Genomic DNA, 14,038 nt, shown 5'->3' with positions numbered 1-14,038 from the left:
AGTAAGTGAGTTCAGAGCAAACTTTAATTTTGGTTAAACCAGATGGCGTAAAGCGTGGTTTGGTTGGCGAAGTTATCGCTCGCATTGAAAACAAAGGTTATAAAGTTACCAACTTAAAAATGTTAACTGCAGACCGCACGCTTCTTGCCAAGCATTATGCCGAGCATGAAGGCAAAGCATTTTATGAGCCATTACTTGAGTTCATGACATCGGGTCCGATTGTGGCGATGGTGGCACAAGGGGAGCGAGTAATTGAAGGGTTTAGAAAGATGGCAGGGGCCACTGATCCAACTGTGGCTGAAGCAGGAACAATAAGAGGAGACTTAGCAAGAGATATGGGAACAAAGGTAGTGCAAAATATTGTGCACGGCTCAGACTCTGTAGAGTCGGCAGCTCGTGAGATAAAGATTTTTTTCGGTAATTAACTAATTTACTACCAGCAGATAACAGGAAGAGGCAGCGATGGCTAAGGGATCAAATCGGATGTCTTGGATTGGCCGTGATATGGCGGTTGATCTAGGAACAGCTAACACATTGGTGTATGTGCGCGGCCGTGGAATTGTGCTTAATGAACCATCTGTAGTGGCGGTCAATCAAGATACTGGTGCGATTTTGGCGGTTGGACTTGAAGCTAAGCGAATGATTGGCAGAACTCCTGGAAATATTGTGGCGATTAGACCTCTTAAAGATGGTGTGATTGCTGATTTTGATACTACTGAGCGAATGCTTAAGTACTTTATTCAAAAAGTTCACAAGCGTCGCTATCTTGCCAAACCAAGAATTGTGGTTTGTGTGCCATCAGGAATAACTGGCGTGGAACAACGTGCGGTAAAAGATGCCGGTTATGCCGCAGGTGCTCGCAAGGTTTACATTATTGAAGAGCCAATGGCAGCAGCGATTGGTGCAGATCTGCCGATTCATGAGCCAACTGGAAATATGGTGGTGGATATTGGCGGTGGAACTACAGAGGTTGCAGTTATTTCACTAGGTGGAATTGTTGCCGCATTATCAATTCGGGTTGGTGGCGATGAGTTGGATCAATCCATTATTAACTGGGTTAAACGCGAGTACTCATTATTGCTCGGAGAGCGCACAGCTGAAGAGATAAAGATGGCGATTGGCTCAGCATTTCCAATGCCTGGTGAGCCAGATGCTGAAATTCGAGGTCGAGATCTTGCAACTGGATTACCAAAAATTATTCTGGTCACCTCCGCCGATATTCGAAAGGCGATCGAGGAGCCAGTAGCAGCAATTGTTAATGCCATTAAAAATACGTTAGATAAGACCCCACCTGAGTTGGCCAGTGATCTTATGGATCGGGGCATAGTTTTAACTGGTGGCGGAGCATTACTACGCGGTCTTGATGAGAGATTGCGCCACGAAACTGGGATGCCAATTCATGTATCGGAACGGCCATTACAAGCTGTTGCGGAAGGATCTGGTAAATGTATTGAAGAGTTTGAAGCCTTGGAGAAGGTTTTGATCTCCGAACCACGACGATAATTAATTTGTAAGGGAGTTCATTTGTGGCTAGAGGCGGCGGTAATCGTTCGCGTCTGCTACTAGTCCTATTACTAGTCTCAGCGCTATTTCTAATCACGCTAGATCTGCGCGGAGTTAATTTGGCTACCAGTGTTCGGTCAGTTGTGGCTACCGCATTTTCACCGTTGGAAAGTTTAGCCGCAAGAATTTTTTCACCGATTGGTAATTTCACCTCAGATTTACGTAATTTCAATCAATCAAAAAAGAAGATAAATGATTTAACTAAAGAGGTTGATCTTTTAAAATCTAAAGAGGTATTGGATGAGGATTTAGTGGCGCAAGTTAGCCAATTGAAAAATCTTTTAGATTTAGCAGGCCGCGGTGGATATAAGGTTGTGGCAGCGAAGGTAGTAAATCGGGGTTCGGCAGCGACATTTAAGCAAACCATAACTATTGATGTTGGTAGTAGTGATGGAGTGGCAAAAAATATGACGGTAATTGCTGATGGTGGATTAGTTGGAGTTGTTAAATCAGTAACGAGCAACAATGCAATAGTTTTGTTGATGAGTGATCCGTCATTTAAAATTGGTGTCAGAATTGCTGGTACTCAAAGCATCGGGGTAATTTCTGGACAAGGTGGCGATACTTACTTGCTACAGCTACTAGATGCAACTGGTGAAATAAAAGTTGGTGATAATTTAGTTGCACGAGGCAGTGAGAACGGCCGGCCATATGTGCCTGGTGTACCAGTAGGGGAGGTAACTAAGGTGCAAAGTAATGCTTCGGCAATTACTCAAAATGCCGATGTGATTGGTTTTGTGAACAATGATCGAGTAAGTGTGGTGGCGGTGGTTGTAGCACCACCAAAGAGTGACCCCAGAGATGCTTTGATCCCAAAACCTTTGCCTACAGTGACAGTTCTGGTGACCCCAACACCTTCGCCAAGTAAGTAATTAGATATGAGTCGGTTAAGAGTTATTAATACCTCCTTATTTTTATTTGTGATTTTTATGATTCAGGAGTTAGCTATTGCTCGAATCAACTTTCCTATAAATGGCTTTTCACTATACCTAGCAGCTTTAATGGTGGTGCTGGCGTTAGAGGATAGGAGTGGATCTTTAGTTTTCGGCTTTATTGGCGGCGTGATTCTAGATTTTTCACCCTCTGCAGACTCTCCTTTGGGTCAGTGGGCATTAGTACTAACCATAATCGGCTACCTCTATTCAATTAACAGGGAGAGTATTGGCGATTTCCTTGATAGCCCATTTTTATTTCTACTTTTCGTAAGTTTTGCTACTGCGCTTTCACTTTCAATGTATTTGGTATTTGGTGTAATGCTCGGAGCCAATAATGGTGGCCTCTTGCATAATCTCTCGTTAATTTTTGCCAACTCTTTGTGGACCATATTAATTACACCACTATTTTTACCACTAATAATAAGAGTAAGAAAAATGTTAATGAGTAATCGAGAGCGGATATGAGCCTTCGCGCTAGGGTTAACCTGATTGTTTTTCAAACTTTAGTTTTTTCACTGCTATTTGCTTTATTTGGCCGATTGTTTTATTTGCAAGTTCTAGAGAGTGATAAGTATCAGGATGCAGCTATCAGCATTCAAAGTAGGGATGTAGTAACGCCAGCAATCAGAGGTGCGATTACTGATATTAATGGCACACCTATGGTGGTTGACCTGCCTGGTTTAGTTATATCAATAAATCGAATAGTTATTGATAAGCAAACGGACAAGGGGGTTTTGATACTGTCTAGGGTTGCAAATTTATTTAATTTACAGTACTCCGATGTTTATCAACGAACTAGATTATGCGGTGAATTACCAAAAAATAACCGTGCTGGTTGTTGGAATGGCACTAGATATCAGCCAATTCCACTAGTTGGTGGTGCCTCCCAAGATGATGCACTTGAGATCATGGAAAATTCAGACTTTTATCCAGGTGTTGAGGTCTCATCTGTACCAATCAGAAGTTATCCCTCACTCGTTGGTGAAAATGTGGCGCATGTGCTTGGTTATGTTGGGCAGGTGACAGATGAGGATTTAAAAAATCCAGAGGTTAATTACTACCGCAATGAGGTGGTGGGCAAGTCAGGGCTGGAGATTGAGTACAACCAATTCTTACGTGGTGTGCCAGGGGTTAGAACATTCTTAGTAAATCGTAAAGAGGTTGTGACAAAAGAAGATAAAAATATTCAAGCGGTTGCTGGGAATCATTTAATTACAAATATTGATGCAAAATTGCAGTCTGGGGTAGAGAAAGCTTTAGAGGCAGCTGTTAAGCGGGCAAGAGCTTCTGGCTATCGTGGAGATTCTGGCGCAGCAGTTGTCTTGGAGATAAAAACTGGCCGTGTACTGGCAATGGCCTCATATCCAACATATGACCCAAGTATTTGGCAAAAGGGATTAACTGTTAAACAAGCAGAGGATTTATTTAGTGAGGCTAAAGGCGTGCCGGCACTCTCGCGCCCGCTACAAGGATTATTTGCACCAGCTTCAACCTTTAAATCAGTTTCAGTAGTTGCTGCCGCTGCTGCTGGTTATCCACTAAATGCAAGTTATAACTGCCCAGCAACAGTTGAGATTGGCAATCGAACCTTTAAAAACTTTGACAGCATCGCCGCTGGTCGAATTCCACTGGACCTCGGGATCGCAATCTCCTGTGACTCACTTTGGTATCAGATTGCATATGATGAATGGGTAAGAGATGGCGGTCTGAAACCAAAACCAACTGCAAATGATCATTTCTTCAACGCCGCAAAAAGCTTTGGTGTTGGGCAATTAACTGGCATAGATCTACCCAGTGAATTAAAGGGCAGGTTGCCAAATCGGCAGTGGAAGCAGAATTGGTATGAACAAAATAAAGATTTTTACTGCAACTATAAGCAACGAGCCAAAAAGGCCGATCTAACTGCATATCTAATTGAGATTGCTCGAGAAAATTGTATAGATGGCAACAAGGTACGAGCTGGAGATGCAGTTAACTTCTCAATTGGTCAGGGCGATACTTTAGTAACCCCACTTCGCCTAGCGCAGATATATGCAGCTATTGCTAACAATGGCACTTATTACCAACCACAAGTTGCTAGGGCAATTGTTGATGTGGATGGCAAAGTTATTAAGGATTTTAAGCCAGTGGTTGCTGACAATATAAATATTGCCCAAAGTACTTGGGATTTCCTGCATAAAAGTTTACGGATGGTAGTAACCCGGGGAACAGCTGCTGGAGTTTTCTCTGGTTTTCCAGTTGCCGTAAGTGGTAAGACTGGAACTGCGCAGGTTTTTGGAAAAAATCCAAATGGTAGTGCCAAGGATGACACTTCATGGTTTGCATCTTATGGGCCAACAAATGATCCACAGTATGCGGTAGTGATGATGGTGAGCCAAGGCGGATTTGGTGCATCAACCTCTGGTATCGGCGTTAGAGATATTTATGCAACATTATTTGGCGTTAACGGAAATAAAATTGATTCAGAAAAAGTGATATTCCCAACTGGTGTGCCAAGTACCATTGCTAAGGTAGATCTCAAACAGGTAGCAAAAAAAGTAGATTTAACTGGGGTTAAAGTGGGCGGGGTGAAGTTAAAGTGAGTTCAAATCTAAAGTATCGCTCAGCGGCAAGAAGCTCACTTGGAAAATTTGATAAGTTATTGGTATTTGCAGTAACTGGTCTATTGGCTATCGGCACATTGTTGGTCTACGCCGGAACGAGAGAGTGGTTTAGGTCTGCTGGATTAGATCCTGAATACTACTTAAAGCGTCACATTATAAATATTGTAATCGGTGCACTTCTTGCCTATGGCACTACTTTGGTTGACTATCGTCTGCTTCGTGCTTATACGCCAGTAATTTGGGGAGCTGCAGTAATTGGTTTAATTCTTGTCTTAATTCCTGGAATTGGTTTAGAGGTCAATAACGCGCAAGCATGGATTGCATTGCCTGGTGGATTTCAATTACAACCAGCTGAGCTAGCAAAGATTGCAATAATTGTTGGCATATCGATGATTTTGGCCGATAGAGATCAAGTCGATAAAGATCCAACTACACCAGATGTCCTTAAGGCACTTCTAGTTGCAGCAATTCCTATTTTATTGATAGTTGCCCAGCCAGATCTTGGAACAGTTTTAATTATTAGCGCAGCGGTTGTTGCCATGATTGGCGCCTCTGGCGCGCAAGTGCGATGGATAGTGGGCTTACTTTTGCTAGGGGTGGTCGGTGTGGTAACTGCAATTCAAACAGGTGCGGTAAGTGAGTATCAAGTTGCTCGGTTGGAATCATTTGTTGATCCATCCTCTGATCCACAAGCAACTGGATATCAATTGCGCCAATCTAGAATTACAATTGGCTCAGGTGGCTTACTTGGAAAAGGCTTATTTAATGGGCCACAAACTAATGGGCGGTTTGTGCCTGAACAACAAACTGACTTTATTTTTACGGTAGCTGGAGAGGAGATTGGATTCCTTGGCTGCTCAATCATTTTACTCCTTTATTTACTGGTATTTATTAGGGCATTTTCAATTTGCCGCCGCAGCAGTGATCTGTTTGGTCGATTAGTTTGTATTGGGGTTATAGCTTGGTTTGCCTTTCAAACCTTTGAGAATATTGGTATGACTATGGGGCTAATGCCGATGACTGGTGTGCCACTACCCTTTTTGTCCTATGGGGGATCTTCGATGTTTGCCAATTTAATTGGTATTGGTCTGCTGCTAAATGTTCATGCCCGCAGCCGATAACACGCTTAAATTAGCCAAAGTTGGCTGATTGCTTGAGTATCTGCGATACTTATGACACGGAAATCAGCGCGAGGATAAATATCCAACGCCGCGATCACGTCGATATTTTTTAGTAAGTTAAGTTAGTTAAGTTAAATTAATTAACCAGGTGAATTAAAAAAGTATTGTAAGAGATACTGCAAAACTGCAGTAGTTATTTTTTGAAAAGGATTTGATTTATATGGCCGATGAGCCTAAAGCACCACGTAAACGCGCTGCCAAAAAAGAGGCAGAGGGTGAAAGTAAAAAGGTAAGTAAAAAATCTGCTGCTATTCCAGTTCCACTATTTCAGGCAGCCCCAGTAAGTAAGTCACCAAAGGCTGTAAAGCCAGTTAAAACTGAGCCAGCAGATGTTGAGCAACAAGCTAAAGGTGACGAGAGTGAAAAAGAGGAGTTTCGTCGCAGACGCCGTCGTGGCGGAAGAGGCAGACGTCGTAACGGCAAAGAGCTCACTGAAAGTGAGCAAGGTGATGAGGTTAATGAAGGGCAGAGCTCTGATGAAAATGAGGAGAGCTCAACAACTACACATAAGCGCCGCAGACGTCGCAGGGCACGTGGTGAAGGTGTAACACCTGGTGAAACTATTGAAGAGGATGGCGTACTTACTGTAGTTAAGGTGCGACCGGTTCGAGTTCGCGAACCAAGAAGTGAAGGTAGAGGTTTTAATCGCAAAGATCGTCCACGTTTTGAACGTGGAGATAGACCCGATCGCAGGGAGCGTGGATCATTTGCGCGAAAACGCGGAACGGTAATTACTGAATCTGAGTTCCTAGCACGTAGAGAAGCAGTTGATAGATCTATGTTGGTCAGGCAAATTGCAGATCGTACTCAGATTGCAATTATTGAAGATGAGGTAATGGTTGAACATTATGTAAACCGAAATAGCAATATCTCCTATGTCGGAAATATCTATTTGGGTAAGGTACAAAATGTTTTGCCATCTATGGAGGCAGCCTTCGTTGATATCGGCAAGGGCAGAAATGCAGTTTTATACGCCGGTGAAGTGAATTGGGATGCGCATGGCTTATCTGATACCGCACCACGCAAAATTGAACATGTGTTAAAGAGTGGTCAATCTGTATTGGTACAAGTAACTAAGGATCCAATCGGACAAAAAGGTGCTCGATTAACAAGTCAAATATCTCTTCCTGGTCGATACCTGGTTTATGTTCCTGGTGGTGGCATGAGTGGGATTTCTCGCAGATTGCCAGATAATGAACGCAATCGTTTGAAATCTATTTTAAAGAATCTAATCCCGGAGCAAGCTGGGGTAATTATTAGAACCGCTGCTGAAGGAGCAAGTGAAACTGAGTTAGAGGCGGATGTAAGCAGGCTAAAAGATCAGTGGCAGGAGATTGATAAGCAGGCAAAGAACTCTGCCACCACTGCACCATCACTTTTATATAGTGAGCCAGATCTAACTGTGCGAGTTATTCGCGATATCTTTAATGAAGATTTTAACAAAATGCTAGTTCAAGGTGATCAAGCTTGGGATGATATTCAAAATTATATTGGCCATATCGCACCTGAATTGGCAAGCAAGATTGAAAAGTGGCCAGGCCCAAGAGATCTATTTGCCGAAAATCGGGTGGAGGAGCAGTTAGCAAAAGCCTTTGATCGTAAGGTCTATCTGCCATCTGGTGGTTCGCTGGTAATTGATCGCACTGAAGCGATGATCGTAATTGATATCAACACCGGTAAATTCATTGGTAAGGGTGGAAACCTTGAAGAGACTGTTACGAAAAATAATTTAGAAGCAGCGGAGGAGATTGCCCGCCAACTACGACTGCGGGATATGGGCGGAATTATCGTAATTGACTTTATTGATATGACTTTGGAATCAAATCGAGAGTTAGTTCTCCGCAGATTAGTTGAGTGCTTAGGCAGAGATCGCACTAAGCATCAGGTGGCTGAAGTAACCTCACTTGGCTTGGTTCAAATGACTCGTAAGCGTGTTGGTCAAGGATTAATTGAAGCTTTCTCAACAACTTGTGAAAGTTGTGGCGGTAGAGGAATTCATATTCACAGTGAGCCAGTTAAAAAGGTTGCACTTGAAAAAGATATGGATCAACGATTTTCAAAGAGTAATAAAGCCTCACAAGATGATGATTCAGATGAGGAAACAGATTCAGCTGATGGCTCAACTGGTGATGATATAGATACCGATCAAAACTTAAATTCAAATCAAGTTGATGAACCAGTTGAACAACCACCAGCTACATCTGGCCGCCGTAAGGGGCGTAGAGCAGTCAGTACTGGGGTAATTTCAACCAACTAATCAAGTGAATTTGACCAAGGGTAGATCAATCTCTACCCTTATCTACCTAGCCAGATTTGAATTATTCAATCTTGGTTAATAACTAGAAGGAGTACAAGGTGTACGCGATTGTTAAAGCAGGCGGACGGCAAGAGAAGGTTTCAGTTGGTGAGACTCTTGTAGTTGATCGTCTTGATGCGGCAGTTGGATCAAAGGTAACTTTTCCAGCGGTCCTACTAGTTGATGGCGCAGATGTAACAGCTGACCCAAAGGTTCTTGCTGGCATTAAAGTAACGGGTGAGGTACTGGCAGAACAAAAAGGACCAAAGATTGCGATTTTACGATACAAGAGCAAAACTGGATATCGTCGCCGTCAGGGATTTCGTGCAAAATTAACGCGTGTAAAAATAACTGGAATTAACAAGTAACTACTACTTAAGGCGGGTGAAAGCAGATGGCAAGTAAAAAGGGTGTCTCCTCAACCAGAAATGGTCGCGACTCAAATGCGCAGTACCTTGGCATCAAGCGATTTGCTGGTCAGGTAGTTAAGGGCGGGGAGATCTTGGTTCGCCAACGCGGAACCTACTTCCACCCGGGAAAAAATGTTGGAATTGGAAAAGATGACACATTATTTGCACTAGAAGGTGGATCAGTTGAATTCGGTCGCGCTCGCGGTCGTCGTGTAGTAAACATCGTTCCGGTTTCTTAAACCCAGCGGATATTTAATTATGGGTCCGCTATCTGCGGGCCCATTTTTATTTGATCTAAATAGCTAGCAAGGGAGGAGTTAACATGGCAACTTTTGTTGACCGTGTTACTTTGCATGCTAGCGCTGGTAAAGGTGGAGATGGCTGTGTTTCAGTCCACCGTGAAAAATTTAAACCATTAGGTGGCCCAGATGGCGGCAATGGTGGACGCGGTGGCGACATAGTTTTAGTTGTTGATCCTGATGTGACTACATTATTGGATTTTCATCACTCACCACATCGTAAATCAACTGATGGTAAAAAGGGTGCTGGTGATTTTTGTAATGGCCCTGAAGGACAAGACTTAATTTTATCGGTTCCAAATGGCACAGTGGTTAAGGATGTAAATGGAAATACCATCGCAGATTTAGTTGGTTTTGGTACCAGATTCATGGCAGCACAAGGTGGCAAGGGTGGATTGGGAAATGCTGGTCTAGCTAACTCAAAACGCAGAGCGCCAGGTTTCGCACTCCTTGGTGAACCAGGTGAAGGTCGGACATTATTTTTAGAGTTAAAAAGCGTTGCTGATATTGGATTAGTTGGTTATCCAAGTGCAGGTAAATCCTCTTTAATTGCGGCAATCTCAGCTGCTAGGCCAAAAATTGCTGATTATCCATTTACTACCTTGGTGCCAAACCTTGGTGTTGTACAAGCTGGTGATACTAGGTTTACAGCGGCAGATGTACCCGGCTTAATTCCAGGTGCCAGCCAAGGCAAAGGTTTAGGACATGAGTTTTTGCGCCATGTCGAGCGATGTGCAGCTCTGGTTCATGTATTGGATTGTGCAACTCTTGAAACTGATCGAGATCCAGTAAAAGATTTTGATGTTATTGAAGAGGAATTAAAAGAGTACGGTGGCTTAGCAGATCGGCCAAGAATTATTGCGTTAAATAAAATAGATCTTCCAGATGGTAAAGCAATGGCAGATATGGTGCAAAAAACATTAGAGGATCGTGGTTTTCTAGTATTTCAAGTATCTGCTGCCTCCCGCGAAGGTGTCCAAGAATTAATTTATGCCATGGCACAGATAATTCAAAAAGTTCGCAAAGTGCAAAAAGAGGCTCAGGTTGCCAGAATTGTGCTCAGACCTATTGCAGTTGATGATGCTGGCTTTGAAGTTATTGCAAATAAGGATGGCACATTCAATATCACTGGTGATAAACCCGAGCGATGGGTTAAGCAAACAGAGTTTGCAAATGCTGAAGCGATTGGTTACTTAGCAGATCGACTTGCCTCCTACGGTATTGAGAAAGAGTTATTTAAGCAGGGTGCTAAATCAGGGGATGAAGTGAGGATTGGTTCAGGGGATGAAGCAGTTATTTTTGATTGGGAGCCAAGTATTGAAGCCGGTGCTGAATTACTAGCTGGTGGCCCAAGAGGAGAGGATCTTCGTCTTTCAACTCCGTGGCGGATGGATTTATTAGAGGATGATATTGATCAATTAAGTGATGATGAGATTGAAATGCAATGGGAGTACAACGTGGCAAATCCAAGAAACCCTCGGGTGGATGAAGATGTCCGTTGATTTAAGCAGTTGCAACCGAGTTGTAATAAAAGTTGGTTCATCAACTCTTACTGGCAACGCCGGTGCCAACCTAGATCCAAAAGCAATTGATAATTTAGTTGATGTAGTTGCAAAATTAAGAAAAGAAAATAAAGAAGTAATTGTGGTTTCATCCGGTGCTATTGCAGCAGGTTTATCTCCACTTGGTTTGTCCTCTCGCCCTTCAGATCTCATCACCCAACAAGCAGCTGCCTCAGTTGGTCAAGGGTTGCTGATGGCCAGATATACCGAGTCCTTTAATAGATTTAAAATAACTACCTCACAGGTTTTAATCACGATAGAGGATATAAAGCGTCAAGGACATGTTGAAAATATTAAGGGCGTGCTGAACTCCTTATTAAAACTAGGTGTTGTCCCTATTATTAATGAAAATGACACGGTTGGCACCGATGAGATTAGGTATGGCGATAATGATGGCCTAGCAGCGCTAGTAACAACATTGATCACAGCAGATTTACTTATTCTTATTACCGATATTGATGGTTTGTATGATGCTAATCCAAAAGATGCTAGTGCTAAACAAATTCACCGCGTATCTGATATTTCAAAGATTGATATCAAGACACTTGGTGGCGCTGGTGCTGCAGGAGTGGGTAGCGGCGGCATGATTACAAAAATTGAAGCAGCTAAGGTGGTAACTAAAGCCGGAATTGGTATGTTGCTTACTAGCTTATCTGATCTACCATCTGCTTTAGCTGGTGGTGAAGTTGGTACTTACTTTTACCCTAATTAGTTTTTTAGGTTAGATATTTTAAGAAGTATAGATACAGTATCTTCTTCGTGATTTGAATCAGTGGGGTTATCACTTAACTTTACAATTACAGTTCTGGTGGCCGGATTTACAAATATAAATTGACCGTGAAGTCCCTCTGCCATAATTGTATTTGGGTATGGGTGCCAAGTTTGCGCGCCGTATCCCCAGTTGTGATCTAGGGTTGTTACAGGAGTTGACATTCTATTTAGCCAGTTTTTATCAATTATTTTATTTGGACCAGCGTAACCACCATTTAAGAAGAGCATGCCAATTCGACCATAATCTATTGCGGAGGCATTAAAGCAACAAAAGGTTTTCTCTGTACCCCCCACCCGATCAACATTCCAAGTGGCGGGGTACTTAGCGCCTGCAACTTGCCAAACATTTTTACTAAAGTAATCAGCAACTCTTTTTCCAGTCACTTTTTTGATAATCATGCCAAGCATCTGTGTGTCTACACTTCGGTACTCAGCTTTACTGCCAGGTTCAAATGCCATTTTGCGATTGTTCTTTAAGAACCGATCTAAATCTGTTGTGGCATACATCTGCGCAATTGCAACTCCCCAGCCAGAAGGACCTGATGGGTAATTATCACTTACTCCCACACCAGCTTTCATATTAAGCAGATCCTTTATTGTTATTAAATCAAAGCTACTGCCGGCTTTTAAATCGGGAAAGAAATCAACAAATTTATCACTCTCTTTAATCTTGCCTTGATTAATTAGTTGGCCAATCATTATTGAGGTCATAGTTTTTGCTACCGAGTATGAAGGCAATTGACTACTTTGCGTTACACCATCTTTATACCACTCATATGTCATCACACCATTTCTGATCACCAGAAATGCATTTGTATCTGTTTTTTTGAGAAACTCATTGAAGGGTAGCGAGGTGCCCTGATACATAAGCTCTGCTGGCATTTTTTCGGAAGCCACCGGCAGTGTGATGGGATTTTTTGAAGGATCAATTACATGCCAAGGCATTAAAGTGGGAGTTTTTGATGCCGGCGCTAATCCTAATTTTATAGTCGCAATTGGCTCGGGGTAGTGGATTACTCGGGTAAAGATAAAAAGAGCCACGTATAAAATGGCGATTGAAACAACTGTGTTACGCAGGATCCGAAATAGCCGCATCATCTGCTTACTATATTTCACCGTAGGCTAAGGGTATGGATGCCACTACGGTAATTGCAGAAATTGCCAATAAAGCCAACTCTGCAGCGCGCACCCTAGCATCTTCATCTGCAAAAGAGCGCAATCAAGTTTTACTCAATATTGCTGATCAATTAGAAATAAACCTAGATTTAATTCTAAAGGCTAACCAAATAGATATGCAGGCAGCACAGAGTGCTGGCATTAATTCATCGCTACAAGATCGGCTATTGCTTACGCCGAATAGAGTAAAAGCGATGGCGCAAGCTGCGCGTGATATTTCAAAGTTACCTGATCCGCTAGGCAGGATTATTGTGGAACGCAATTTAGCTAATGGTTTAAATCTAAAACAGATCTCCGTGCCCTTTGGCGTTGTGGGTATGGTTTATGAAGCCCGCCCAAATGTCACAGTTGATGCAGCAGTAATCTTAATAAAGTCTGGCAATGCTGCACTCTTACGGGGCTCATCAACTGCAGTAAATAGCAATCAAGTTCTGATAGATGTTATGAAGAAATCATTTAATAGTACGCCGATATCAAGTGAGGTTCTTCAGCTTATTCCTGCAACAGATCGAAGCACAGTCACCGCATTGCTTACCGCCAGAGGAAAAATTGATTTGGTAATTCCCCGAGGAAGTTCTGAATTGATTCGCTCCGTGGTTGATGAAGCAACTGTGCCAACAATTGAGACTGGTGCTGGGGTTTGTCATGTGTATGTAGATAAATCTGCAGATTTTAAAAAAGCCATCGCAATCTTAATAAACTCCAAATGTGATCGGCCAAGTGTTTGTAATGCAGCTGAGACCTTACTTATTCATCAGGATATTGCTAATGAGTTCACACCAATCGTCTTCAAGGAGCTGAAAACGGCTGGTGTAATCATTAATACAGATGAACAAAGTAAGAAGATTGCCGATAAAACTGGAATAAAGGTAAATCTTGCAACCCAAGAATCATGGTCAACTGAGTATGGAACCTTAGAAATAAATGTAGCTCAGGTCAGTGATGTAATGGGAGCGATTGATCATATTGCTAGGTATGGCACAAAACATACTGAGGCAATTGTGGCTAGTGATCAAGATGCGATCTCTAAATTTACCTCTTTAAATGATTGCGCTGCGATCATGGTAAACGCCTCGACAAGATTTACCGATGGTGGACAGATGGGATTTGGTGCTGAAATCGGAATTTCAAATCAAAAAATGCATGCTCGAGGGCCGATGGGACTTGAGCAAATGACAACAACAACATGGATTGTTAGCGGTAGCGGGCAAATACGCGAGTGAATTAGCACCAGTTATACTC

Annotated in this window: 13 protein-coding genes; 12 read left to right on the top strand and 1 reads right to left on the bottom strand. The window is 42.6% G+C overall.

Annotated features, from left to right (window positions below; genetic code table 11):
* Positions 1–5 precede the first annotated feature (5 nt).
* The 11 genes from ndk to proB all read left to right on the top strand — a co-directional run bounded on the left by ndk (position 6) and on the right by proB (position 11,561).
* Positions 6–425, top strand: a complete 420-nt coding sequence (gene ndk, locus B1s21160_RS04550; protein ID WP_041888131.1) for a nucleoside-diphosphate kinase — start codon at positions 6–8, stop codon at positions 423–425.
* Positions 426–462: 37 nt separating this feature from the next.
* Positions 463–1,503, top strand: coding sequence for a rod shape-determining protein (locus B1s21160_RS04545; protein ID WP_041888129.1), 1,041 nt, complete (start codon positions 463–465; stop codon positions 1,501–1,503).
* Positions 1,504–1,526: 23 nt separating this feature from the next.
* Complete coding sequence (mreC, locus tag B1s21160_RS04540; protein ID WP_095672580.1) at positions 1,527–2,435, top strand: rod shape-determining protein MreC; 909 nt, start codon at positions 1,527–1,529, stop codon at positions 2,433–2,435.
* Positions 2,436–2,441: 6 nt separating this feature from the next.
* Entirely contained in the window at positions 2,442–2,963 is a 522-nt protein-coding gene (locus tag B1s21160_RS04535; RefSeq protein ID WP_095672579.1) for a rod shape-determining protein MreD, read from the top strand.
* A complete protein-coding gene (gene mrdA, locus B1s21160_RS04530; RefSeq protein WP_095672578.1) occupies positions 2,960–5,080 on the top strand; it encodes a penicillin-binding protein 2 in 2,121 nt (706 codons plus the stop codon). Before B1s21160_RS04535 ends, mrdA begins: the two co-directional genes overlap by 4 nt.
* The gene (rodA, locus tag B1s21160_RS04525) at positions 5,077–6,222 is read left to right on the top strand and encodes a rod shape-determining protein RodA (protein ID WP_041888121.1); all 1,146 of its coding nucleotides are present in this window, start codon (positions 5,077–5,079) and stop codon (positions 6,220–6,222) included. Before mrdA ends, rodA begins: the two co-directional genes overlap by 4 nt.
* A 220-nt stretch (positions 6,223–6,442) precedes the next feature.
* The gene (locus tag B1s21160_RS04520) at positions 6,443–8,539 is read left to right on the top strand and encodes an Rne/Rng family ribonuclease (protein WP_095672577.1); all 2,097 of its coding nucleotides are present in this window, start codon (positions 6,443–6,445) and stop codon (positions 8,537–8,539) included.
* A gap of 98 nt (positions 8,540–8,637) precedes the next feature.
* Positions 8,638–8,946, top strand: a complete 309-nt coding sequence (rplU, locus tag B1s21160_RS04515) for a 50S ribosomal protein L21 (protein WP_095672576.1) — start codon at positions 8,638–8,640, stop codon at positions 8,944–8,946.
* Positions 8,947–8,972: 26 nt separating this feature from the next.
* Positions 8,973–9,227, top strand: coding sequence for a 50S ribosomal protein L27 (gene rpmA, locus B1s21160_RS04510; RefSeq protein ID WP_095672575.1), 255 nt, complete (start codon positions 8,973–8,975; stop codon positions 9,225–9,227).
* 83 nt (positions 9,228–9,310) lie between these two features.
* Positions 9,311–10,789, top strand: coding sequence for a GTPase ObgE (gene obgE, locus B1s21160_RS04505; protein WP_095672574.1), 1,479 nt, complete (start codon positions 9,311–9,313; stop codon positions 10,787–10,789).
* A complete protein-coding gene (gene proB / locus B1s21160_RS04500) occupies positions 10,779–11,561 on the top strand; it encodes a glutamate 5-kinase (RefSeq protein WP_095672573.1) in 783 nt (260 codons plus the stop codon). Before obgE ends, proB begins: the two co-directional genes overlap by 11 nt.
* Here the strand turns inward: proB and B1s21160_RS04495 are convergent.
* Complete coding sequence (locus B1s21160_RS04495) at positions 11,558–12,718, bottom strand: serine hydrolase domain-containing protein (RefSeq protein WP_095672572.1); 1,161 nt, start codon at positions 12,716–12,718, stop codon at positions 11,558–11,560. The two genes, proB and B1s21160_RS04495, sit on opposite strands and share 4 nt — an antisense overlap.
* A 32-nt stretch (positions 12,719–12,750) precedes the next feature.
* Between B1s21160_RS04495 and B1s21160_RS04490 the strand changes: the two genes are divergently transcribed.
* Positions 12,751–14,019, top strand: a complete 1,269-nt coding sequence (locus B1s21160_RS04490; protein WP_095672571.1) for a glutamate-5-semialdehyde dehydrogenase — start codon at positions 12,751–12,753, stop codon at positions 14,017–14,019.
* The last annotated feature ends 19 nt before the right edge of the window (positions 14,020–14,038 follow it).

This window comes from Candidatus Nanopelagicus hibericus, assembly GCF_002288005.1.
Classification (GTDB): Bacteria; Actinomycetota; Actinomycetes; order Nanopelagicales; family Nanopelagicaceae; genus Nanopelagicus; species Nanopelagicus hibericus.
The sequence above is the reverse complement of the archived record's forward strand: the minus strand, read 5'-3'. Positions and strand labels throughout refer to the sequence as shown.